The following is a 25,627-nucleotide window of genomic DNA, read 5'->3' on the forward strand; positions in this document are numbered from 1 at the left end:
TGATCTGGTTTAAAATTTCAGGATTAAAGTTGTTCCGTAAGTTCTTGGGGTTCCAAGAATAAAAGTGCTGAAAGAGCCATAGGCTACATACCTTTTATCCGTAATGTTGCGCGCCCAGAAATTGAGTTCAAAATTCTTACCCGTTACACCGGTTTTAGCATTAAATAAACTATAACCAGGCTGATTTAAACCATTGACAAAATCAAAGTAATACTTATCCAGGCAACGATACTCTCCTCTGAGAAATGCTGTTAATCTTTGTTTGCTTCGACCAAAATCGTAATTATACTGTGCTGCCAGCATCGAACTGAATGGCGGATTATAAATTGGCTGATTACCCTTATTATCCACAACTGCTTTCGCCTCTTTGCTATACAGGAATAAAGAAGCATACCTGGCATGAGAATAACTGGCGTTCAAATCGATCTGCAAACCTTTTAAAGGCAAGGCCGACAGTTCAAGTTCTATCCCTTTATTATGCATTTCTCCTACGTTTAAAATGAGCTGATTAACCCCATCCTGCGAAGTCCCTACCTGCTGATTATGTTGCTCCAGATAGAAGGCCGTCAGATTGAGTTTCAACTTATTATTCAGGAAAGTATTTTTCCATCCGATCTCATAATTATCTGAATGTTCCGGATCATAGGCCACCTGATCTGGCGTTGGGGCTGTCGTATTTAATCCACCAGCGCGAAAACCTCTTGCATAAGAAGCATAAATCAGCATTTGATCTTTAGGTTTATAACTTAGGGTCAGCTTTGGTGTTACGGCATTGAAACTGGCCCGGTAATCTCTGTTTGGCGTTAGTAATATTGGTGGATCAGGGTCTTTCTGATAGTCCGTATACTTTCCTAACCTCCTCACTTCATGATCGTACCGGATACCTGCTGTCAGATCCCATTGGCTTTCCACAGCATAGGTAGCCTGTCCAAAAAAAGCAAAACCTTTATTCTTTGCAGCACTATAAGCAATAGTATTAAATGGTGCACCAGATTTAGGGTCTAACAGTAAATAATCGGGGCCATAACTTGATAAAGAGGCATTACTGTTATTTTGCAGGAATCCATATGCTCCGGCAACCCATTGTAGTTTACTGCGATTGGAAGAAGGAGAAGAAAAACGGATCTCCTGGGTGTAAATATGCTGGCGGATATCCGGACTTCCGCTTAAAATATTTAAAGGACTAAAATCAAAGTCATAGCCCCCGGGGTAATCCAGGTGATAATTAATGTAAGAGGAAACAGAAGTGAAATTGAAGTCTTTACCATAGTAATTCGCCTGTAAGGAAGTGTTAAAGTTATTCCTCCGTTCCATATTAGCATTATTTGAAGATACTTCATATGGCTTTTCAAAAACCTGGGTAATTGATTTAACCCATGGATAACTACCTCTGTCATTATCCTTTTCCATCTTCACATTTAAAGACAGTGCCCAGCGTGCTGAGGGCAGATAGCGTAAATTAAAATTGCCTGAATAATCTTCCCGCCTGTCATACCCGCTCTTTGTATAGGTATTATAATAAATTGACCCTCTGTGATTATAGGTCAAAGCTCCGCTGGCAAAAAGTTTATTTTTCACCACAGGTCCGGAAAGACTAACAGTGTAACGTTGTTGTCCATAATTCCCTAAACTAACTTCAGCATAACCTGAAGCTATATTACCAGGTTGTCTGGTGGTAATATTGACCACCCCACCAAATGCATTACGGCCATAAAGTGTCCCCTGTGGCCCACGCAAAATCTCTATGCTTTGTATATCATTAAACACTGGTGGTGCCGAAAAAAACTCATATTGATATACACCGTCAACATAAGTAGCTACCGCCTGCTCATTGGTATAGCCTAATACTCCACGTATATTTATAAAATTGGCTGCAGTACTATTACCATGTTCAACAGTGAACAGACCTGGAGCTATCGATGTAAGATTTGTAATATCCCATAAACGGTAATCCTTAATCTGTTTTGCATCCAGGGATGTAATTGCGGCAGGGATACGCTGAATACTTTCCTGCCTCTTTTCGGATGACACCGTTACTTCATTCAATTGCTGATTACTTTCTGCCAGTTTAAAATCCAGGATCAGCGCCTGCCCCGTACCAACGGTTATCTTTTTAAGTTTCGATGCATAGCCAATGGCCGAAATACTTATGGTATAATTTCCACCTTCTAAATTACTGATGCTGTATTTCCCGTCTGCATCAGTCAGTACACCATAATTTGTATTTAACAGCTTAACTGTTGCTTTAAAGATAGCCTGTCCCCGGGATGTAGTAATTGTACCTTGTATATTGCCGGATTGAGCAAATACAGGTGTACAATGAAGTGTAAATAATATAATTGTAAGTCTTAAAATTGTTCTCATGTTCATTTTCTGGTTATCTGGCTAAAAGCCAATCTTGTAATCTCAAAGGGATATCTTCCTGAAGCATATAGCTGCCAGACATCTATTTTAATAGCACAGCTATTACCCTGCTTAAAAAAACAGCAGCAAGGCACAATCAAAAAATGATGTTGTCAGCAGGATCAGGAAGATATTTGAAAATCAGGCGAATAACCGGGGTGGCCTGAAAATGTTCCGGATATAAGGATTGGTGTATAGATAAGCGTAAACAGAAAATGAGGGATCGCTAATACTTAAGGCAGAGGGATCAAGGAAAGAAAAGGTAAAAGGCTCCTGGCAAAAAGAAACTTCCAGCTGACTCAGGTTATTCCTTGCGGCCTCTTTCTTTTCATTTTCCTCTGCCTGTTTGATTTTTTTCATCAGGTAGCATTTCCCATTACAATGCAGCTCAGGTCTGTTCCGGTTAATACAAAGATTACTGGCAATATATTCCTTATTGAATTCAAATCCCGCAAAAATGAAAAACCGCGAACAGTTCGCCATCAGCGTAATCAGCATATAAAAAAATAAAACTGCCTTCCGGAACATCATATTGCCTTATTTTTTTGAAGTATATAGTGCTGCGTTTTTATTGAATAAGTTCCTGCAGGTGGCTGAACAAAAGTGATAGTCCTTCCCCTTGTATTGAAGATGATATTTTGAACTCCCTTTGGGAACTGTCATCCCGCAAACAACATCTTTCTCCTCCTCATTTATGGTCTTCGGCAACGGGCTTTTCATCTCTGATACAGCAGTCGTATTTTCATGATGCATCATATTCATGTCCATCCCTTTATCGTTCTCCATAGCACCCATAACTTTCCCGTCTGCAGGATTCCATTTATCGTATTCCATAACAGCGGTCACGAAAAGCGCTTCTTTCAGTCCCTTTAATTTTTCTACAATATGCAAAGCACCGTCAATACCTGCTGATACACCGGCTGTAGTCAGAATCTTTCCGTCTTCAACAAATCGCACATTGCTGATAAATTTGGCTTTAGGTGTCAGCTTTTGTAAAGTATCTATAGCGCCAAAATGGGTAGTTACTGTTTTTCCATCCAGCAGTCCGGCTCTGGATAATAAACCAGCACCAGTACAAACTGACATAGTTAGCTTAGTTTGAGCACTTATTTTATTGATCCAGCTGATCACCTGATGATCTGAAGCAACACCTCCAACAGTATTCATCGGTGCACCGGGAATAACCAGAACATCTGGTTGGGGTGCATTGGAAATTGTAAAATCAGGATTTATACTCAACGTATTACCTTCGGTATTGATTTGAGCTGAGCCAGTGGAGACTGTATAAACCTGGAAATATTTACTATCGCTAAAGACTTCTGCAGGTCCTGCAAAATCCAGAAGTTCTACACCAGGGTAGATTAGTACAGCAACTTTAATCTTTCCCTTTTGCATAACTGGCTGAGTAGTCCGGCTTTTTTCATTTTGCCGGCAGCCCATGGCAAAGATCCCCCCTAATAATAAAAGAAGACCGAAAGTTTTGATTTTTAAATTAATCATGTTTTTAATATTTTTAGAATAAGCTGATTTATTGACACTTCAGGTTTTACTGCTTTCTTTTGCTGCCACCAGATTCCGCTCAGTATCAAGGCTCTCAATATCTTCTTTTGCCGGGCGTGATTAACAGGACACAGCTCAATACTCCTGGAACAAGTAGTAAGTGCTGTTAAACACACCTGAATAAGGCTACAGAATAAAATTTACACGCATACCTGACTATTGATGAAATCAGCCCTGTCATCAATGACGGGGATATACATCAATAGCAAACAACTGAATCTTCAGACATTCACGAATAGTATAAAAGAATAACAGGAAATTAAGCCGCGATCTTAGGCGGTCTGAAGATCTGGTCGCAATAATTACTGGTATAATTATAGCTGTAGCGGGAATATCCTGACAGGTCTTCAATTATAAATACAGTAGTATTTAATGAGGGTACAGCATGATGCTGATAGAATGATATGGATAACTGGTTAAGGACATTTTTAACAGCCTTATTATTTTCGTCTTTTTCTGCTTCTCTGACTTTTCTCATCAGATAACATTTACCGTTACAATTCATCCATGGCTTGTCCCGGTTCATACATAACTTAGAAGTGATATAATCCTGATTTAATTTAAAGCCTGCATAAACAAATAATCCTGAGAAATCACTTGTAAATACAGCCAGAAAAAAAAAGCCAGATGATATACTTTTTGTACATATACGGCAAATATAGGATTAAACTATTTTAAAGATAATTATTTAACGCACTATTTTGATTAAATGTTTTACAGGATAATATTTCTTTTAAACGCACAGCCAAGTTCCATAATAGAATCTGTTTTGGCAATGCCCTGAATATTATCAATTTTCTCATAGAGTACCTTTCTCATATGCTCATGGTTTTTAGCAATGATTTTAAGGTACAGCGTATAAGTACCGGAAATATAATAACACTCGGTAACCTCCGGAATTTTCTTTAATTCTTCAATAATACGGTTGGAGTCCTGATCTTTTTCAAGCGTGATTCCGGTAAAAGCTCCCCAGTCATAACCAATCTTTTTTTCATCCAGAACAGGCTTGATCCCTGCCAGTATACCTTGCTCAGTTAACCTGGATATGCGCTGATGCACCATCGTATTAGATACACCCAATGCAGTAGCAATAGCTGAATAGGCCATTCGCCCATCTATTTCCAGTTGTTTTAATATCTGGATATCAAATTCATCAATATGGTCCATTCCTTTAAATAAGATTAGTTTTTTAAACTGGCTCATCAGAGCTAAATACACTTTCAAAATCAATTAAAAAGTCAAATTAACTTTTTATCACGCTAAAAATAATAAATATTACTATCTTGTCGGCAAGAAACAATCAATTATGGAAATTTCAACAAACTTAAGTAAAACCGAGGAGCTAATAGAGAAAGAAGAAAGATATGGTGCACATAATTACCATCCCTTACCTGTTGTTCTTGAAAAAGGAGAAGGTGTCTTCGTTTGGGATGTTGAAGAAATGAGATATTATGATTTTCTTTCTGCCTATTCAGCGGTTAACCAGGGACATTGTCACCCAAGGATTATCAACGCACTTAAGGATCAGGCTGAAAAACTTACGCTGACCTCCAGAGCGTTTCATAGTGATCAATTGGGTCATTTTGAAGAATTTGTCTGTAATCTATTTGGTTATGACAAGTCACTGATCATGAATTCCGGAGTGGAAGCAGTGGAAACAGCAATGAAACTTTGCAGAAAATGGGCATACCAGATCAAAGGTATTAGTCCTAATGAGGCTAAAATAGTCTTTGCTGATGGAAATTTCCATGGCAGAACCATTTCTGTAATTTCAGCATCCAATGATGAAAGCGCAAGAAAAGACTTCGGCCCCTTTGTTAGCGGAATAGCCCACGTCCCATACAATGACGTTGATGCTTTTGAAGCTCTTTTAAAAACAGACAAAAATATTGCAGGCTTTATTGTTGAACCTATCCAGGGTGAAGCTGGTGTAGTTGTTCCCGATAGTGATTACCTGGTGCGTATTAAGGCACTTTGCCAGGCATATAATGTCTTATTCATTGCTGATGAAATCCAAACCGGAATTGCCCGTACAGGAAGCATGCTGGCTACCTACGAAGTCAATTCTGAAGATAAAAGTAACCAGCCTGATATTCTGATATTAGGTAAAGCGGTTTCGGGTGGTGTATTACCGGTTTCAGTAGTACTGGCTAATGATGAAATTATGCTGACCATAAAACCAGGAGAACATGGTTCAACTTATGGAGGGAATCCTTTGGCCTGTGCCGTATCCAGAGAAGCTATACAAGTCGTTATTGACGAAAATCTTGCCGAAAATGCAGAAAAAATGGGTAAGTTATTCAGAGCAGGCTTAGAAAAGATTGCAACAAAAACAGACATTATCCAGTCAGTAAGAGGTAAAGGACTATTGAATGCAATTGTCATCAATTGTACCGAAGAGTCTGATATGGCCTGGGATATCTGCATGAAGTTTAAAGAGAACGGCTTGCTTGCCAAACCTACTCATGGAAATAAAATACGTTTCGCTCCTCCTCTGGTGATCACAGAAGAACAGATTATCGAAAGTCTGGGCATTATTGAGAGATCATTGCTGAGTGTTGCTTAAGACTTTATGAAGAGAACAATAAATCTGGTTAAAAACAGATCTGATATTGGCGCGGGAACCCGGGGATCTGATATGGGAATCGATGCCATCGAAATTGCAGCAATTAATAAAGGAAGCGAGTATTTTAACAATTTCAGCACGCTGGATGTTCAGACGCATAACGAAACCATTTATAATAAAGACAGGAATACTTTTGCGATAAGAATTGAACACGTGCTGCAGCAATGTACCCGGCTTGCTGATGCTGTAGAACAAAGCTTATCTGCAAACCATTTTCCCCTGGTATTTTCAGGAGATCATTCTTCAGCACTGGGTACAATCAGCGGAATAAAAAGTGCCTACCCGGATAAAGTACTGGGTGTAGTCTGGATAGATGCTCATTCAGATTTGCATTCCCCATATACTTCTCCGTCCGGAAACATACATGGTATGCCGCTGGCCGCTGCCCTGGCTAATGATAATCTGGATTGTCAGCAGAACGAAATTACCGGAGATACTTTACTGTTCTGGAATAATCTGAAAACCATTGGCACGGCAGAACCTAAATTGAAGCCTGAACACCTGATATATTTTGGTGTTCGTGATACGGAAGAACAGGAAGATAAACTCATTGAAAATTTAGGCATTAAAAATTACAAGGTCGAAGAGGTACGTTTCAGGGGCTTAAAGACATGCGTAGAAGAAGCATTGACTAAATTAAACGGAGCTGAAATCATTTACATTTCTTTCGATGTAGACAGTATGGATTGTGATCTGATTTCACTGGGTACCGGTACTCCGGTTTCCAAAGGTTTTGATCAGGACGAGGTTGTTGCGATTATTCAAACCATAGTAGCCTCAGAAAAAGTGTTATGTATTGAGATTGTAGAGGTCAATCCATTACTGGACAATAAAGGGAACAGAATGGCAGAAACTGCTTTTGCTATCGTGGAGCAGGTAACTGAGTCTGTAATGGCGGGTCTTTAAACTCCAGGAGCTTAATCAGGCTCCTGGAAATCAGATGAACCTTATTCTCATCAGACAATATTCAACTCTTTACCTGAAAATGCATCCAGTCATAATTCCGCTCCCTTCCCAAACTTTCAAAACCGTATCTGTAGAAGATATCGATCATAGGTTTATATTCTGGTTGCGCAAATTTTGCAGTTTCCGAAGTTTCTCTTAAGGTATTATGCTCCGGATCTAAATCTACGGCCAACCCCCATGAATGAATGGACAGCGACGTACCCTCCCTCATTTCTCTGTAATTGAAACACCCTCCATACAGATCAATTCCTAAACGCTGTATTTCAGAAAATCCATACTGGTGGAGAATAGCTGTGAAGATCTGAATAAGCTGCGTAGCTACTGATTCGTGACACTGAAAGCTTTTAATAGTTTTTTTAGGTAACCAGCTTAATCTCATTGGAAATGGAAGGATCATAGATACTAAATATCCGGATCCGGTTTCATTAGGTAGTCCATATTTTGCTATTGCTACATCTGCTGTTAACATAAATATTGCTTAAGTAAAATATTTGATCATAATCAGAAAACATTATATTTAAGACAGGTTAGAAGATTAGTCAGCCTTAACCAATACAATTAACTGGTCTTCGAATACCCATAAAGTTTAAACAGTTCTCTATTTAAATAGTTTTTTTTCCGGTTATTATCCGGTAACACCTAAAAATAGCCTGTGTTATCTGATTCATTAATCCATCACAATTTAAACCAGACAAAGTGACTACTAACTCTCCAAAAAGAAAAACATCAATTGAAAATGAGATGGGATGGGATGCCGATTACACCAGAGGAATCTGGGACTACCTTAGAGACAATCTTGAGGTAGAAAGATTTCAAACTGTGGCTGAGAAAGCAGAATTATATTCCAACGACGGAGCCATTCTTGAAGTGGGTTGCGGAGAAGGAATATTACAATCCAGGATGAGACGACCGAGTTATACAAAATACCTTGGCATTGACATCTCAAAGGTGGCAATTACCAGAGCAGCACATTTGTGTAATGAATTTATAAATTACAGCTATGCCGATATGGAAAGATTTGAACCTCAGCAGAAATTCGATTTAATTATATTCAATGAGTCACTATATTATGCAAAAGACCCCATAAGTTTATTATTAAACTACGCCGGTTATCTGGAATCTGACGGGCATATAATCCTCTCCATATATGAAACGGAGGAAAACCGAAAATTAATGAATTCGATTCACAAAACTTATGCATTAAAAGATCAGCAGATCTCTACAAATACGAGAGGAACTTGGCATTGCCTGATTTATCAAAGACAATCCATAATCCTGCCTGCAAAAAGCTAGACTGATATTAAAAGAATCCTACAGTGCCCATTGACAGACTTTTTCTTACTTATTACCTTTTAGCAATCCCCCAGCCCCTGACGGACATGATTAAAGATATTACATGGCAATAAAAAATTCATGCCTTTCATTAATAAAAGAGAAATATAAATTCTATTTTAAAATTTAAATACACTAAATTCAGATATTTATTTCCATAACATTCAATAAAACCATTAGTTCAAAGATATTTTTAATCGATCCTTACTTAAATGAGAACAGAGACACAATCTAACTTTTTGTTTAAATTAAAACACCGAATAAAATTATTATGGAATACAGGGTCACGTTTCAAATGCCCTTTCTGTAATTATTCCAGTAGAGGTCATGCGCTTATGGGTTCAAATAGTGCAGTCCTTGCAGAGAAAGAAGTTATTGGCGGACAACGTCGCCGGGCCCGTTGCCTCAAATGTGGTTCGACCGACCGGGAACGTTTAATGTTCGCTTATCTTGGGAATGAAAGGGATTTTCTAACCAAAGGCCACGATAAGAAAATTTTGCATATCGCTCCAGAATCCAATCTAAATTCCAAATTCAGATCGGCTTCTCTTCCTGGATACGTTTGTGGAGACAAATTCACTTTTGGTTATAATTATCCTGAATATGTGAAACATATAGATATTCTGGACCTTTCATTTCCTGAAAATCATTTTGACCTGATTATCTGTAATCATGTACTTGAACATATTCCTGATGATAATCTGGCCATAAAAGAATTATTTCGTGTATTGAAACCGGAAGGTGAAGCTATTCTACAGGTCCCTATTTCAGCCAACACCAAATATACTGTCGAAGATCATACTATAATGAGTGACGAAAAGAGAAAAGAGTTGTTTGGGCAGGAAGATCATATGAGAATATACGGCCAGGACTATACAGACAGACTTAGTCACGTTGGTTTTAAGGTAACCAGGGTCAACATTTCAAAAAAATACAATTTATACGGCTTAAATCAACAGGAAGATATTTTTATTGCTACAAAGGGATCAAAAACACCTAATCCCTGAGAATTTAAATAAATAATAGATGATTAATAGTAAAACTATTCGACAGGATATTAAAAATTATGTAGCACTTATAATATTATCATTCTTTATTACTGGAAATTTATATGGACAATCAGGTACGACTATTACTGGTAGAGTAACTGACAGTTTACAAATCCCATTAGAATTTGTGACAGTGGCATTATTAAGCACTACCGATTCCAGCATCGTAAAAAGTACGATTACAAATGTGGAGGGAAATTTCAGTTTCAATAATTGTGTCAACAGCAAGTATACCATTGTCGTTAGTGCAATGGGGTTTAAAAAGACCTATAGTAATGAATTAATTATCTCATCACAATCAAAGGTGATCTGCAATATCAGTTTGATTCCTGAGGGTAGGTTAATCAAAGAAGTAGTCATTGTTGGTAAGCAGCCCGTAATTGAGATGAAGGCTGATAAAACCATAATTAATGTGAGCAGTAATATCAATGCCACCGGAACAAATGCTTTGGAAATACTACGTAAATCACCAGGTATCAGAGTCATGAATGAAGATGGGATTCAAATTAACGGAAAAAACGGCATGCTTTTATATCTGGATGGAAATCAGGTTAATCTTAGCGCTAAAGAACAAACAGAATTATTAAAAAATATCCAGTCTTCAAATATCGGCACAATTGAAATCATTACAAATCCTTCATCGCGATACGATGCAGCTGGAAATGCAGGAATCATACATATCAGAACGAAGAAAAATGGCAATAATGGTTTTAATGGTAATCTGACCACCACAGGAGCATTAAGTAACTACAATCCGAAATACGATGCAGCTGCGGCACTCAACTATCGCAATAAGGGGATAAATATATATGGCAATTATGGTTATTATACAGGCAAAAACCAGAATAAGACCACGTATTTCAGAAAACAGGTTACACCAGATGGTCTGTTAACTAACTTTGATCAATACTTCACTAATAACTCAGATAATAAGAACAATAACTTTAAAGCGGGTCTGGACCTGATCATATCACCTCTTAGTAGTTTCGGTATTATTGTGGATGGAAACCTTGCCAAAAGAAATGCAATTAGTAATAGTAATACATTGATTTCTCATACACCGGGTCTAACCGATTCCTCTTTAGTGGCGAGTAATAACCAAAACCGAACAAGCAATATTCTCAGCTATAATACTAATTACAGATATGCTGATTCCACAGGAAAAGAATTTACAATAAATGGCAATTATCTAACTTTTAAGCTTCGTGATGGGAGTTATCAGCCAAATACTTATTATAATGGAAATTCACAATTTTTACACAGCAACATATATGCTAATAACGCTGCTACTGACATAGGCATTATATCTCTTAAAAGTGATTATCAGCAAAAACTCTGGAACGGTGTATTCTCTGCAGGAGCAAAATGGATGAGAACTCAGGCAGATAATGATTTTATCTTTTATAATGTTATTAATGACAACTATATTCCTGACCAGGGAAAAACAAATCGGTTTTTATATAAGGAATATGTTACCGCTGCTTATATAGATTATCATATCAAGAATAAAAAATGGGAACTTCAGACGGGTCTGCGCGCTGAACAAACGATTGCCAGAGGTAATCTGAAAAGCTTATCAGAAAATCAGGGAGAAGTAGTTAATAATTCCTATTTAAACCTGTTTCCAAACATCATATTTACTTATTACCCCAATACAAATAATACCGTTACGCTTTTGTACAATAAACGGATTGACAGGCCAGCCTATCAGGATTTAAATCCTTTTGTATATGTACAAGATGAATATTCCTTTCTAAAAGGTAATCCCTTTCTTTTACCCCAGGTCACAGAAACCTATAAAATCGCCCACATTTTTAAGCAAATGTTAACCACTTCTTTTAGTTATTCAGAAACGAAGGATTATATTGTAAGTTACCGTGATACTATTATGGGAGGCCGGACTTACCAAACAAATATCAATATTGATAACCAGAGGAATTACAACTTATCTGTTTTCCTTCAGCTTTCACCGAAAACATGGTGGGATTTCAACTCCAGCCTGAATGCTTTTCATCAAACTGTAAATGGGAAAGCCGGCAACACCCGTTTAAATATGTCACAGAATTCATGGAGTTTTACCGGCAGCAATAATTTCCGTCTGCCAGATAACTGGAGTGCAGAAATATCATTCTATTATAATTCAAAATACCTCGATGCCCCTGCTATTGTAAATAGTCAGTGGTCTACCGATTTGGGTATACAAAAAAAAATATTAAAGTCTTCAGGTACAATCCGATTGACAGTATCCGATTTATTTAACACCTTAGACTTCAGTTTAAAGAGAGATTTTGGCGGCCTGTTTTATACAAATAGAATAAAATGGGAAACACAGCAGATAAAACTATCCTTCAACTATCGTTTCGGAAATAAAAAAATCAAGGGTCCTAAAGAGTTTGAAACCGGAGTAAAAGATGAGAAGAAAAGGATGAAACAGAGATAAACCATATATTTTAAACTAATAAACAATCGTATGAGTTCTAATACAGCTATTAAAGATGATGAAACAAAAGATCCGTTTACTGAATATTTTGTTGTAAAAAGTATCAATGAACAATACTCAGTATGGCCATCAGAAAAAGAAATACCTGCAGGCTGGAATAAAATTGAAATTGCAGGCAACAAGGAAAACTGCCTGGATTGGATAGAAAAAAACTGGGAAGGCCCTAAACTATAAGGCAATTAAGGTGACTGATATAGTCACCTTTTAATTTCTTTACCTATCAGCAGAAAACATTAAGATTCGTTTGACCTGGCTTTGACATACATTGCAAACCGCTCTGTACCAAGTCTGATGAGATCAGGTTTATTGGCACTAAAACAAAGTCTGATCTGCTGTTTAAAACTACCGGTAGGTGAAAAAAACTGCATTGGTGTTACAATTACTTTGCTTCTCTTTGCTAGCTCTATGGTTTCTTGCTCACCAAATTCAAAAGGCACATTTACAGTAAGAAAAAAGCCGCCATTAGGTACTGACCAGCTAACTCCGCTAACCCCTTCTAAATATTCCTCCAGTGTCGACAACATGATATCCCGGTTATTTTTACAAAATGCCTGACGATCAGCATTAAAAGTTGTTGCCGTATTTGCATCCAGTAAGAATCCCCCAACAATAGCCTGGGTAATATGTGATGTACAGACGCTAACAAAACTCTTTATTATAGACTTATAATTGGATCCAGATTCACCAGATTCATTACGGGCAATATATCCTATCCTCGTTCCCGGCATAAAAATTTTAGAAAAGCTTCCAAGTTGTATTACACACCCCGTTTTATCCAATTTTAATAAAGAAGAGTATTGATGAGAATCATAGTTAAATAAACGGTAAGTTACATCCTCAAACAAAGTAATGTTATAGGTTGCTGCAATATGTAAAATATCTTTCCTTGACTCTTCTGATAATGATTTTCCAGTAGGATTATCAAAATCTGGAATCAGATAGGCACACAAATGGGTAAAACCTTGTTCAATAGCAGTTTTAGCACCTATAGCCAGAGCCTCAGATACATTATCGCTCGCGGGAACTACAAAAAGAGGCAAACCACATGTTATTGCTGCACCGGTCAAACCTACATAGGTGGGATCAATTGCAATTACAGCAGCTTTTTTATCTCTGGAAAAATTCATCAGTTCAATGATCAGAGCCTCTTGAAATCCATTGGTAATCAAAACATTTTTCTCGTTTACCTCCACTTCATTATTACGCTGAATAAATGTTGCAACTAAGTCTCTGATAATACCGGCAGTAGGCCCATACTGTCCCAACCCCGCAAATATTTCATCTCTTCCAACTCCACTCCTTTCACTTCGGTACTGAATATATTTATCTATATACAATGATATTTTTGTAGTATCGATAAATTCATTAGGGGGTCGTCCCGCTGCTAATGATATAGCTTCAGGAAAACGATTGGATATATCGTTCAAAAAATCCATTGCCAATAATGTTGGGCTTGAGTTAAGAGTTTCCGACTCAATCCTAACCGCCGATAATTGTTCTTTATGTTTAATATCCAGCATATTTGTATTTATCTGTATCAAATACAAGATAAAAAAAATTCACTCCTTTTCAATTAAAAATATATTCAGAATCAATAGTCAAATCGTTTTATCCATCTTATATCTTAATTAAATTATCATTTTCAATTATTCATAGCTGTTTTATTGGTGATCAGCAATATTTTAGCGAAATTCAATTTTTCAACAAGCAATATCAGTTTTTATGTAAATATCTTATATCTATGTTGCACCCTTCTAAATTTACGTTTTCATTTGGCCTTATCGGAGGGAGTAATCTAACTATATCCTGTGGGGAATGGCTTTTAGCTAATGGCCACCAAATTATCTGGACATTACCCAGAGGAAAATCAATTGCTGATTGGGCAACTCAGAAACAGATTGCTGTATTTGATTCTCAGGAATCAATACAAGCTACCAGCCATTCTGTTGATTTCATCTTTAGTATCGTAAACGACCTGCTGCTTACACCTGAATTTCTAAAACTGCCACGCAGGTTTGCCATTAACTATCATAATGCATTATTACCCAGGTATGGAGGTGTATTTGCGACTTCATGGGCAATTCTAAATAAAGAAAAAGAACATGGAATTACATGGCATCAGATTGAAAGTACAATTGATACCGGAAATCTTTTAGCTCAACGTAAATTTAAGATCAAAAAATCCGACACCGGATATTCTCTGAATCAACATTGTTATGAGGCTGCTTTTTCTGCATTTAAAGAATTATTGCTTCCTGCTCTTGAAAGTGGAAATCCTGGTTATCAAAAACAAGATTTAAAAAAACGGACTTACTATTCTCTGCATAAAAAACCACCGTTTGGCGGATTGCTTTTATGGAGCGAACCGACGGAACATCTTGAATTGATGGTACGTGCCCTCAACAGAGGAAATATTGATAATTCTTTTGAGCTGGCAAGGATAATTTTTGATGACGACATCTTTATCGTGCATGATCTTGAACCATTAATGATAAAGCATTTACAAGTGCCCGGTACCATTCTGCAGTGTGATGATAAAGGCATGATTATCGCAACTTCTGATGGAGCAGTTTGCGTCAAAAAATTAATTACAAGAAAAGGAGAAAGCATAAACGCTGATGAACTGCATAAAAGACATCAATTAAAAGAAAACCATGTCTTATCTGTTCCATCCATAGCCTTTGGACAAAAACTACAGCTTAAATGTGAAGCCACCTCACCCGATGAAGTCTTTTGTGCCAATGCCTGGCGAAAGGCTGTAGCAGTTCCAAATCGTTTATCCGAATCCGGTCATATCCGGGAGATTTACGCACAACTGTCAGCTATTCCTAATGAAATTAAAAGGAATTCAGAAAAAGCTCCACTTATCCTGATTGCATTAGCCCTCCTGTTAAAACACATTATTGGAGATACCGTCCCAGTGTTATATATATCTTCACCCCTAAGAAAAGAAATCAAAGGAATGGAATCGTTTTTCAATAGCGATCTCCCATTTATAGTCATGCTACAAAACAATAAAAATGTTAAGGATATGATGGCTGGTTTAACCAAAAAAATGGAGAAAATCAGCCATCGAGGACTTCATAGCAAAGATCTTTTTATTCGAAGAAAAATAGTTCCTAAGATGCTTCCCCTGGCAATAGAAACAGGTAAAAACATACAAAAGATTCATTTACCCGACGCTCACCTGATTATTCAGTTACACCCTTCTAAAAATACATTTTGTATTACTACGCACCCGCTATGCGACAAGGAAATATATAACTATGTATCCCGGCTAAATTTCACTGAAACATTAAACAGTATGATATCCCTCTTGTCAAATGATAAAAATTCACCAGCAATGGATTTCCTGAAATTACCTGAAGTGACTCTTATGCCAGAGAAAAAGACATACCTCTCACCGACACAACATGATTTACATTAAGAGCTGTTTCTTGATCAATATACCCTTGTTGCTGCATTCTGACTACCATATCATCTATATGTTTTTTGAGATTCCTGCGAAGTTGTTCTGAGGAATTTTCAAATGCAGCAAGAAAAAATTTAGGTCTTGGAATAATATAGGATAATATAAGGCAATCCTGTAAGGTAAGTTCATCCTGATTTTTAGAAAAATAATAATCAATTGCCTTCCTTATTCCATATATACCAGGTGCAAATTCTATAATATTCAGATACAATTCCAATATGCGATCTTTTGAAATAACAAAAACATTTTCAATCAGATATGAAAACCATATTTCTTCTAATTTTCTAAATATATTTTTATGATGATTTAGAAACAGATTCCTGGCGAGCTGCATGGTTATTGTGCTCCCACCGCGGATAAACTTTCCGGCTTTTATATTTTGGATAACTGAATATCCAAAAGCAATATTATCAAAGCCCCAGTGATTATAGAAGTGGCTGTCCTCAGAACACACTATGGTATCAATTAACAGCTTAGGCAAAGTTGTTAAAGCAACAAAATGATCAGCAGACAGATTCCGCTCTGATCCTGCTTTATTTGCATTGATTAGCGGGATGAATTCTTGAGTGAGATCTGCCCATTTTGGAGTTGACGAGACTAATGAAAGTCGTTCTGAATTGATCTTTAAATGAAATGAATGTTGCCAGAAATTGGTAGTCATCATGGCAAAATCAAGTTCGAAAGAAACCATTCCTGTCATTTTTAGTTCCGCCAATTTGGAGAAAGTAAAAAAGGGAAGATTGTGGAGTGCATTAATTCCTGTGTCCCTGACTGAAAGAGATAATTTCAGAATGCCGTCCAGAAAAGAATGATTCATATTTATACTCAACTTAAGGTCATCCAATTTAGCAAAAGAGGAAGATACTATCTGAAAAGCCTCGTTAGTAAGCTTGCAAGCAATTTTCACCTCAAATGATGATAGTTGTGTAACAGAATTATCCTGATCATAAATGATAGGATTATCAATCTTTACAATGAAATCTATTGATTTCAAATCCTTAAATGAAAATGTCATTTTTATATCTCTGAACTTTACTTTAGCTCTCTTTTCTCTATTTGTAAAAAGAAAACCATCGAAATGTTCAGAATATACAATTTCATTTAACGTTACTTTTCTTGTAAGCTGATCTAAAGCTCCCTCTAACTTATATAAATGCCCCCTTAAAGGATCTGAGATTGAAATATTATATTCTCCATTTTTTAACAGGAACTGTTTGCATTGACAACAATAGTATTTTTCTCTGTAAAAAATTGAAATAACGAGATCATCAATAACCATTTCTTTCGGAAAATAAAGGAATAACAAATCTATTAGCCTGTACATGGTTTTATAGTATTTGTATCCCATTTTCTGATTTGCACCAGAGCTCTTTCTGTCATCTTCTGGCTTTCTATCGTAAGGAGTTTTTTGAATTTTAAAGACCATATGGGATATCTTTAGAGAGCCTAGTGCAGGTTTACGCTTAAGCACTTTATTAAACAGAATAAGCCCCTCCATACCTCCAATTTCCAAAGACAAACCTGCTTTTGCTATAACAATTCCTTTAGCGTTAAATTCCCCATTCCATGATAAATGTAAAAATCCAATTTGAAACGAATAACCTAAAATTTCACTAATATGTTTACACCTTTTCCTGATCTGATTTATATAATTTGTTTTTTTAAAAAAACGACAAATAAACAGTATCAAAAGGAGCTCTTTAATCAAAAGAATTTTCCGTTTATCTATAATCATAATTTGATATAAATATTTTGCTAATCAACCCTTCTCCAGACACGTAACTAAAAAGATGGGACTATACCTTTTGCCGCATTTTCAAGTACTTTCACACAGATATCTTCGTCATCATAACGGAGAAAGGTGCTTCTCATCTCTGATACACTTTTTTTGTAGCAATCATTTTCAAGTAGTTCCAGCAATACTTTTTTCAGATTCTTTTTATTGGGCTGCAAACATATTTTACCCAAACCATGAAAGACAATCCTTGCTGCCATTCCAGGTTGATCTGCACTATGCGGAATTGCGAGCATTGGTTTTCCGGCAAGAACTGCTTCCTTAACAGAATTACTCCCACCATGTGTCACAACCAGATCTGCAATGTGAAGATAACTGGCCCGCACTGTCCAGGTTTTCACCAGAATGCGATCACTATATTTATCTGAATATACACTCAATTCCCGGGTAATCGATTTGTCTGCTGTAGCAATAACTGCGCGACAACCTGAAATCTCATATACTGCCTCTATCAGGGCCCTGTAATAATGTAAGGTGAGACCTTTACGTTGTTTTGCCACAGTGCCGAGGTTTATCCATATCAACGGACCATCTCCTGCCGGAAGATGGTCTGGCATTATAAAAGGCGGGAGGTCAGTACATGGACCAATAAATGATCCGGCCGAAGCGAGGGAGCCAGAACGGGGAAAATCCATTTCAGCAGCATGTAATACAAGCTCAGGAACCGATTTAAGACGCATATCATAGAATAATGGTCGTGTAAACCAGTCTTCCGATAGATTATAGCCGGAGTGTTTAGCTATAGCATGCATCAGGCTGCGATGAGATTCCCCGTATATCAATTCATTTATTACACAGCGTAATCTGTATCTTAAATATTTAATGTGATTTTTACACCATTCCAGCTGCACAAGAAAACGACCAGTTATAGTATCTTCAGGTATCAGCGGACTTGTATATGGCGGAACTAACCTATCTTTCGTAAATAAAGGTTTCGTACTTACCGATACTGCATCAACACCTTCCAATTTAAATGCAGGCCAGTAATGCAGAAGAAAAGGATCAAAAACAATAAGATCCGGATGATAATCAGCCATAATCTTCTGCCCTAATGTATATATATATGCTGCTTTGTCATTTACGGATTTTTTAACGGCGGCAGCAGTATAAAGGTTCCATCCTTTTCTCTGTATCTGCAAATCGCCATTAAGAAAATTAACGCCCGTACAAAAAAAACCTTCTTCAGTAATCTTTCCAGAAAGGTCTTCAGGACAAAAAAAATGCACTTCATGACCTGCTTTGATTAATCTGCCGGCAACACCCTTTAGTGCATGAAAATGACTAATATGATTATCAACAAAGAATGCGAATTTTAAAAAACAAGTTTTCATTTTGATATCAATTTCAGCGCTACAAGCAGGTTATAATACTTTCACCAACAGCATTACAAACAGGTAATTTATTAAACAATATATCAAAAAAAATTAACTTATCAGACCGTCCTGATAAAATCTCATTCTTTCCCTGCTTCTGCCATCACATGATCTCTTTCTCCAATTTGCTGACGCCACATTGCCTGATACAAACCATTGGTTCCGATCAGATCAAGATGTTTTCCCGCGCCAACAATAAGACCTTTCTCCAATACGAATATACAATCAGCATGCATCACTGTACTTAAGCGATGTGCAACAAGAATAGTAATATGATCTTTCAGGCTTGAAATTTCATAAATAGTACGGGTAATTTCTTCTTCAGTAATAGAGTCCAGAGATGATGTTGCTTCATCAAAAATAAGGACATTAGGTTTACGTAATAAAGCACGGGCTATAGATAAGCGTTGTTTTTCACCACCAGAGACTTTCACTCCCCCTTCTCCAATTATAGTGTCCAGTCCCATACCTGCTCTGAAAAGTAAACTTTGACATGCTGATTTCTGAAGCGCATTCATGCATTCTTCGTCAGTTGCATCTGGTCTCACAAAAAGCAGGTTTTCACGTATAGTACCTGCAAATAACTGAATATCCTGGGTCACAAATCCTATATTTTCTCTTAACCGGTCAAGATTCAATTGATTTCCGGCAATATCATTATACCTTATCTCTCCTTCCAAAGGTTGGTATAAACCTATCAATAATTTGATAAGTGTTGTCTTTCCAGAACCGGATGGCCCTACAAATGCGATTGTTTTACCTGCTCCGACTGAAAACGAAATATGGCTTAAAGCGTTACTTTGTGAACTGGAATGCCTGAAAGTAATATTATCAAATTCAAGCTTTTCAATACGGGAAATATGAGTTGCCATAACGGGACCCGCCTCCAGCGGAACACTTAAAATTTTACCAAAGGCCTCAATAGACACCTGAGTCTCACGCCAGCTCAGCACAACATTTCCAAAACCAGTCAGAGGATTAAAAAGTGTAAACGAGAACAGTAAAAATGTAAAATATTTTCCCGGAGAAATCTCATTATCAAAAATAAGAATGAGCAGGAAGACCACCATTATGCTACGAACCAGATTGACAATAGTGCCCTGAATAAAACTGGTACCACGAATATACTTCACCTTACGTAATTCCAGGTCTAAAATTTTCGAATTAGCCTTATTCAGCCTGTCGATTTCCTGATTGGCAAGCCCCAATCCTTTTATCAGTTCTATATTACGCAAAGATTCTATTGTTGAGCCAGCCAGGGCAGTAATTTCATGTACAATACGCTTATGAATTTTTTTTATCCTTCCACTGACCAGCCAGCTCACAATAGCAATAAAAGGCAAAGCAGTAAGATAGACAAGCGTCACCTTAAGGCTAATATTTCTGGAATAAATAACCACAAAAACAATCCCTACAAAAGCTTCAAAAGCAATGCTTATAAATGAGGTGATAAATTTTTCTGTATCAATACGTACTTTTTGAAGTATAGCTAAAGTTTCTCCGCTGCGCAGATCTTCAAATACCTGATAAGGCATGGCAAGTGAATGTTTCAAGCCATCTGAATACATCTGTGAACCGGTTTTCTGAACAATAATACTTGTAAAATAATCCTGAAGATTCTTAGCTATCCGGCTTACCATTGCTGCCCCAACAGCCAGCGCAATGAAACCAAATACTCTTTTTATGAACTCCCCCCTTTCAAGTATTGCTCGCTTTTCCATAAGTTCATCAACAATTTTACCCGTTATTACAGGATCAAGTAAAGAAAAAACCTGACAAATGGTAGCAAGAACCAAAACAAGAACAACAGTCCATCGATACGCGCGGAGATAAAACAAGAGTATTTTCATATGCTGACATTTGCACTCAAAACAAAAAAAAATAAAAAAAATAACCTTTAAACTATTGATACAATTGAAAATCAAGGTAAAAGCTTTTAATCACATCCTAATATCGACTTTAAACTAATTTAATCAAAAAAATAAGTTTACAAATTATATTTGTATTGTTAAAAATTTATATATATTATTGCTTTACAATTTAGACAGAACTACTTTGACAATAAGTGAGATCAAATTTCTTATTATCAACACAAAACAATAACAGAACTTAATTATCATTTGTATGGAAGTCTATTTAACTTTTGATGATGGAATTCAATCTGGTACCGAAGAAGTATTAAAAGTATTAAAAGCTAATACTGTTAATGCTACGTTTTTTCTGACAGGATTATTTACCGGTTATGAATTTAAAAGAGACTGGAAAAAATCAGCACAGGTATTAAAAGATATTTATCTGTATCATGCTATTGGAAATCACAGCTTTTCACATGCAAATGAATATTACACAAGCTATTATAAAGACGGCCTGCTCATCAATAATGAAGGAAAAAGGAGAACAGTAACTGAAGATTTTCTGCTTAACAAGCATCAGTTAAATAATTACCTGGCGAGCATCTGCACACCTACTACGATAAACCACGATTTTTTGCTCGCCGCTAACCAGCAAACACAACTTGCGCGGCTTCCAGGCCGGAATGTCTGGCGTTGCGGTATAAAATCATCACACACAACTAACTGCAACAGACCAATCTGCAGTACAGACGAGTCCGATACCAAACAAGGTGCAGACGAGCTATTTAATACTGGATATCAGATATTTGGATGGCACAAAGAATGGCATATGCAGTTTGATTTCTCATCAGAGACCCGTCGCTATCAGCAACAGAGAATAGCTACCGGACAAATGGATTATTCCTCGTCCCTCCATACCAATCCGGATTGGGATATGTATTCGCCTGAGCATAATGAGAAAGACAGGTTAACTGAGGATTTTTTAACAGTAGCAGATAAAATTCTGGAAATGAAAAATGAAGGAAAAGTGATTTTGCTCATGCATGACAGGGCTTTCAGAAAGAGTCCGGATAATAAATTTAAAAATGAGGCACAAAAACTTTCAAAATTAATCCATCAGCTAAAAGCACATAAAGTAACGTTTAAAACGCTGGACCACTATTACAAAACAAAACAAACAGTTAGTATACTTTGAAATTTTAATTATTTATTATTAAATTATTTTCCTTTTAAACTTATTGATTATGATCGACCACATCGCTATTGCTGTTAATAACCTGCAAGAGTCTATAAAACTTTATAATGAGGTATTAGGATTCGAACTTGTCGAAAAAAGAACTACACAGGGTGAGTATTCCGGAATGCATTCTGCTGTTTTGAATAAAAACGGAACCGTAATTGTTTTACTGGAGAGCGAGGGAACAAATTCTCAGATAAGTCAGTTTATCGATGCTTTTGGAACTGGGGTACAACATGTGGCTATCAGTGTCAGTAATATTGAAGATACGCTTAGCAAGCTGGATGCACATGAGAATGCCGCAGAAATAGATATTATAGAAGGAGATGGGATAAGACAGGTCTTTCTTCGCAGAGATATTGGCTCTGGTGTACGGCTTGAACTGATTGAACGTAATGGAGGTACTTTTAATGATGCATCTATCAATAAAATGTTCAGGTCTTTTGAAGAAAAGAAAATATGTTAACAAATTGTATTCAGAAATATCAAATTCGATTGACAGCATAAAAAAATCATGAGGTCCCTATGGAGATCATTTATTCTTACTATTCTAATTGTTCTAATGTTGAATTACTAAAAAATACATATTTTGAATATTAAGATCATTCCTGATCAGACAGGATTCAGATATTCAGTTAATGAGGTAGAAGGATCTCTGTTTTCATTTGATTATTTTGCAATTTGCACCGGGGGCAAACAAATTTTCGGTACTGTAGAAGGAGCGTCGGCAGCAGAATGGGTCTCAGTTCCAATTAGCGAACCCATTATGCATATTGGTATTACATGTCTGAGAGTTTCTACTGCCGGCACTCTGCAATCTGCAGTTCAACCGACCGCTAATTCACCGGATAAAAAAGCTGAATCGTATTCTGGTACTTCTTATCCTCAATATTTTCTCGAACTAATAGAACGTATAGGGCCCGAGAAAATATTCCTTTCGGATAATTATATTCTGATATCAGAAGATGACATCAATGAAAGCCCTGAAGACTGGTTACATGGACTCTCCTGGCATAAAATAAAGAATGATACTGCATTAAGATATGAATGGCAATTTCATGCTATTCCTGATACATTTGGAATTATTATTTACTGTAATTATAGCCTTCCTGAAATTTCCGTTATTATTCCATTTCACCACAATATATGTGATCTCCAAAGAGCAGTAAATAGCGTCCTCCAACAAACATTTCAATCCTTCGAAATCATACTCGTTAATGATTTTTCCAGTGATAAAGACATCTTTCTGATTCAGGAACTTCTTCATTCCCCTAAAGTAAAACTTATAGATAACCTGAGTAATCTCGGACAGTCTATTTCACTCAATATAGGATTATTACATGCAAAAGGTAAATACGTTGTTCAGCTGGATGCTGATGACTGGCTCACTGCAGATGCTTTGGAATTTATTGAGAATCTGACTAAAGAACAGAATTATGCAGCAATATCAGGAAACCCTTATGTTGTTACGAACAATAATACACAAATATGGGATGGGCATGCTGTTGAACAATCTACTGATTATTTCACTTACAAAGGTATAAATGCTCCCCGTATATATAAAACAACCATCCTGAAAGAAATGGGCGGGTGGTCTGTAAATGACTCGTATAACGGAAGATATTATGAAGACCGGCTTATGTTAAGCCGGATTGCAGAAAAACACAAGATAGGCTATTTCGACAAATCCATTTATTATGTATCTGTTCACAGTGAATCCTTAAGCAGAAAAAGGCCACTGGAAACAGCATCTGCTAAATTATCAATTTTAGTAAATGAAGTTAATAAGAGGAATTTACAGCTCAGACATACATTAAAGGGACACAATATGCTGAGTGCAGAAATAATGTCAAAGACATTTGGCATTAACGCTTATACCTGGAGTATCATTATACCTTTTTCCCGAAATGCAGCACATTTACACCTGTCACTAAAAAGCTGGAATGAAGCAATTGGAGACGGGCATACGAATGTCAGACTAATCGTTGTTAATGACAATATTAAAATAGATCTGTCTTTCATTGAAAAGCAATTCCATTTTGTAACAGTTATCAAAACTGAAGGCAATAAAGGTCCTGCTCATGCCAGAAATCTTGGAGTTGAATTCAGTAACAGCGATTATATTTACTTTTCTGATGAAGACCATATCGTACCTCCGGATATTCTTTACAGACACGAAGAACTTCATGTGGAGAATAATCATAAGACAATTGTAATTGGTAATGTCTGGGGAAGAAGGGTCGTGTATAATCTTGATCCGGAGATTGAAACAATTACTAAACACAAATTATTAAAAAACTTCTGGTTTAGAAAAGAGTTTGAAAGTATTACAAACGCACTTGCAACAGGTGAAGATTATAAATTATTTGAAACTGAAAACAATATTTATCGTACCTGTTTTGATTATAGTTTTTCAGATCAGTGGCAGAGGGAATGGGGTGAAGTATTTAGTAAACATGGCTTCGGTCTTGAGGAATGGGAACATTCCTGGCTAAAATGCGGAACAGGCAGTGCTTCCATTTTACGGGAGAATTTTAATTCAATCGGCGGTTTTAATGAAACATTACAGTCTATGGAAGATTGGGAATTCGGCATCCGTGCAGGATTAATGAATTATAAAATTGTAATGGCACCATTCTCTGAGCCCTTTCATATTATACATCCAAAAAAAGCAGAAGAACGAAAAGATCATAATAAAACAGCGATTGCCTCCATTAAATCAAAATTTCCGGGCATAATAGAACGTGCTGTGAACTCTGGCATGTTAGAAAACATTGTTGGTATGATTTTTAGCGAAGAAACTCACCAGGTTCATCATAGAGTATCACCAGAGAAAAAAAACAAAGTCTGTCTGACATTTGATGACGGCCCTCACGAATACAGTACAAATCTTCTTCTTGACAGGCTTCAGCATTTAAACCTTAAAGGTACATTCTTCGTTCAGGGTGACAGAAGCCTTTTTTCCAAGCCTGTCCTGGACAGAATAATCAATGAAGGCCATGAATTGGGAATTCATAACTGGCATCATCGTTCCCATGAAAACTCCTGTAGTGAGGAAATGATTCGGGATATCAATAAAACCAGAGCACTTTTAAAACAACTTACAGGAAAAAGTATCGGATTATTCCGTCCTCCATATGGCAGGATCTCTAATTCTTTAACTCAAAAATTAAATGATGAGGGCTATAAAATCATAGGGTGGCATAATAATTCTATGGACTGGGCCCGTGGAGTAACAGATATACAAATAATCAGCAATCTCGCTGCAGAAGGTATCATGAATAAAATTTTGCTTTTTCATGATGGTACCGGCGAACCTGAAAGCCAGTTTAAGGCACTGCAATGGCTCGAACAACTCTGTACAAAAAATGAACTGGAGAGTATTACAGTGAGTGAATATCTTAAATATAACAGCATTGATCAGGTTCTTTCAGGATTAAAATATATAGATCGCATATAAA

The 25,627-nt window shown here is 36.8% G+C and carries 20 protein-coding genes; 10 read left to right on the plus strand and 10 right to left on the minus strand.

The window, feature by feature from the left end:
- Window positions 1–9 precede the first annotated feature (9 nt).
- The 5 genes from PL_RS05450 to PL_RS05470 form a co-directional block, all read right to left on the minus strand.
- The gene (locus tag PL_RS05450; RefSeq protein ID WP_041880056.1) at window positions 10–2,364 is read right to left on the minus strand and encodes a TonB-dependent receptor; all 2,355 of its coding nucleotides are present in this window, start codon (window positions 2,362–2,364) and stop codon (window positions 10–12) included.
- Window positions 2,365–2,544: 180 nt separating this feature from the next.
- Window positions 2,545–2,934 (minus strand): hypothetical protein, encoded by a 390-nt coding sequence (locus PL_RS05455; RefSeq protein WP_235324472.1) that lies wholly within the window; start codon window positions 2,932–2,934, stop codon window positions 2,545–2,547.
- 6 nt (window positions 2,935–2,940) lie between these two features.
- Window positions 2,941–3,903, minus strand: a complete 963-nt coding sequence (locus PL_RS05460; RefSeq protein ID WP_052496138.1) for a DJ-1/PfpI family protein — start codon at window positions 3,901–3,903, stop codon at window positions 2,941–2,943.
- A 319-nt stretch (window positions 3,904–4,222) separates the two neighbouring features.
- Window positions 4,223–4,441, minus strand: coding sequence for a hypothetical protein (locus PL_RS05465; protein ID WP_152620273.1), 219 nt, complete (start codon window positions 4,439–4,441; stop codon window positions 4,223–4,225).
- A gap of 236 nt (window positions 4,442–4,677) precedes the next feature.
- Window positions 4,678–5,166: an Lrp/AsnC family transcriptional regulator gene (locus PL_RS05470; protein ID WP_235324471.1), complete on the minus strand. Its 489-nt coding sequence runs from the start codon at window positions 5,164–5,166 to the stop codon at window positions 4,678–4,680.
- Between the two features lie 103 nt (window positions 5,167–5,269).
- Between PL_RS05470 and rocD the strand changes: the two genes are divergently transcribed.
- Entirely contained in the window at window positions 5,270–6,529 is a 1,260-nt protein-coding gene (gene rocD / locus PL_RS05475) for an ornithine--oxo-acid transaminase (protein ID WP_041880053.1), read from the plus strand.
- Between the two features lie 6 nt (window positions 6,530–6,535).
- Window positions 6,536–7,495, plus strand: a complete 960-nt coding sequence (locus tag PL_RS05480; RefSeq protein WP_041880050.1) for an arginase — start codon at window positions 6,536–6,538, stop codon at window positions 7,493–7,495.
- Window positions 7,496–7,556: 61 nt separating this feature from the next.
- Here the strand turns inward: PL_RS05480 and PL_RS05485 are convergent, their stop codons facing one another.
- Window positions 7,557–8,024 (minus strand): M15 family metallopeptidase, encoded by a 468-nt coding sequence (locus tag PL_RS05485; RefSeq protein WP_041880049.1) that lies wholly within the window; start codon window positions 8,022–8,024, stop codon window positions 7,557–7,559.
- A 227-nt stretch (window positions 8,025–8,251) separates the two neighbouring features.
- Between PL_RS05485 and PL_RS05490 the strand changes: the two genes are divergently transcribed.
- The 4 genes from PL_RS05490 (at window position 8,252) to PL_RS05505 (ending at window position 12,610) form a co-directional block, all read left to right on the plus strand.
- Entirely contained in the window at window positions 8,252–8,848 is a 597-nt protein-coding gene (locus PL_RS05490; RefSeq protein ID WP_041880045.1) for a class I SAM-dependent methyltransferase, read from the plus strand.
- Window positions 8,849–9,222: 374 nt separating this feature from the next.
- On the plus strand, window positions 9,223–9,894 hold the full coding sequence (locus PL_RS05495; protein ID WP_052496136.1) for a class I SAM-dependent methyltransferase: 672 nt from the start codon (window positions 9,223–9,225) through the stop codon (window positions 9,892–9,894).
- A 19-nt stretch (window positions 9,895–9,913) separates the two neighbouring features.
- Window positions 9,914–12,376 (plus strand): outer membrane beta-barrel protein, encoded by a 2,463-nt coding sequence (locus PL_RS05500; RefSeq protein ID WP_348621167.1) that lies wholly within the window; start codon window positions 9,914–9,916, stop codon window positions 12,374–12,376.
- A gap of 30 nt (window positions 12,377–12,406) precedes the next feature.
- A complete protein-coding gene (locus PL_RS05505; protein ID WP_041880036.1) occupies window positions 12,407–12,610 on the plus strand; it encodes an MbtH family NRPS accessory protein in 204 nt (67 codons plus the stop codon).
- A gap of 59 nt (window positions 12,611–12,669) precedes the next feature.
- On the opposite strand, the gene PL_RS05510 is transcribed toward PL_RS05505, so the two are convergent.
- Window positions 12,670–13,956, minus strand: coding sequence for an aminotransferase class I/II-fold pyridoxal phosphate-dependent enzyme (locus PL_RS05510; RefSeq protein WP_041880033.1), 1,287 nt, complete (start codon window positions 13,954–13,956; stop codon window positions 12,670–12,672).
- 221 nt (window positions 13,957–14,177) lie between these two features.
- On the opposite strand from PL_RS05510, the gene PL_RS05515 reads away from it, so the two are divergent.
- A complete protein-coding gene (locus PL_RS05515; protein ID WP_348621168.1) occupies window positions 14,178–15,863 on the plus strand; it encodes a formyltransferase family protein in 1,686 nt (561 codons plus the stop codon).
- Here the strand turns inward: PL_RS05515 and PL_RS05520 are convergent.
- The 3 genes from PL_RS05520 to PL_RS05530 form a co-directional block, all read right to left on the minus strand.
- Window positions 15,811–17,643 (minus strand): biosynthetic peptidoglycan transglycosylase, encoded by a 1,833-nt coding sequence (locus PL_RS05520; protein ID WP_041880024.1) that lies wholly within the window; start codon window positions 17,641–17,643, stop codon window positions 15,811–15,813. The two genes, PL_RS05515 and PL_RS05520, sit on opposite strands and share 53 nt — an antisense overlap.
- Window positions 17,644–17,690: 47 nt before the next feature.
- Entirely contained in the window at window positions 17,691–19,034 is a 1,344-nt protein-coding gene (locus PL_RS05525; RefSeq protein WP_041880021.1) for a glycosyltransferase, read from the minus strand.
- Between the two features lie 122 nt (window positions 19,035–19,156).
- Window positions 19,157–20,926 (minus strand): ABC transporter ATP-binding protein, encoded by a 1,770-nt coding sequence (locus PL_RS05530; protein WP_348621170.1) that lies wholly within the window; start codon window positions 20,924–20,926, stop codon window positions 19,157–19,159.
- A gap of 274 nt (window positions 20,927–21,200) precedes the next feature.
- Here PL_RS05530 and PL_RS05535 point away from each other — a divergent pair, with 274 nt between their 5' ends.
- From PL_RS05535 to PL_RS05545, 3 genes are all read left to right on the plus strand, one after another.
- Window positions 21,201–22,124: a polysaccharide deacetylase family protein gene (locus PL_RS05535; RefSeq protein WP_041880019.1), complete on the plus strand. Its 924-nt coding sequence runs from the start codon at window positions 21,201–21,203 to the stop codon at window positions 22,122–22,124.
- Between the two features lie 49 nt (window positions 22,125–22,173).
- Window positions 22,174–22,632, plus strand: a complete 459-nt coding sequence (locus PL_RS05540; protein ID WP_052496135.1) for a VOC family protein — start codon at window positions 22,174–22,176, stop codon at window positions 22,630–22,632.
- Between the two features lie 123 nt (window positions 22,633–22,755).
- Window positions 22,756–25,626 (plus strand): glycosyltransferase, encoded by a 2,871-nt coding sequence (locus PL_RS05545; RefSeq protein ID WP_041880013.1) that lies wholly within the window; start codon window positions 22,756–22,758, stop codon window positions 25,624–25,626.
- Window position 25,627: the final 1 nt, after the last annotated feature.

The organism is Pedobacter lusitanus (assembly GCF_040026395.1).
GTDB lineage: Bacteria > Bacteroidota > Bacteroidia > Sphingobacteriales > Sphingobacteriaceae > Pedobacter > Pedobacter lusitanus.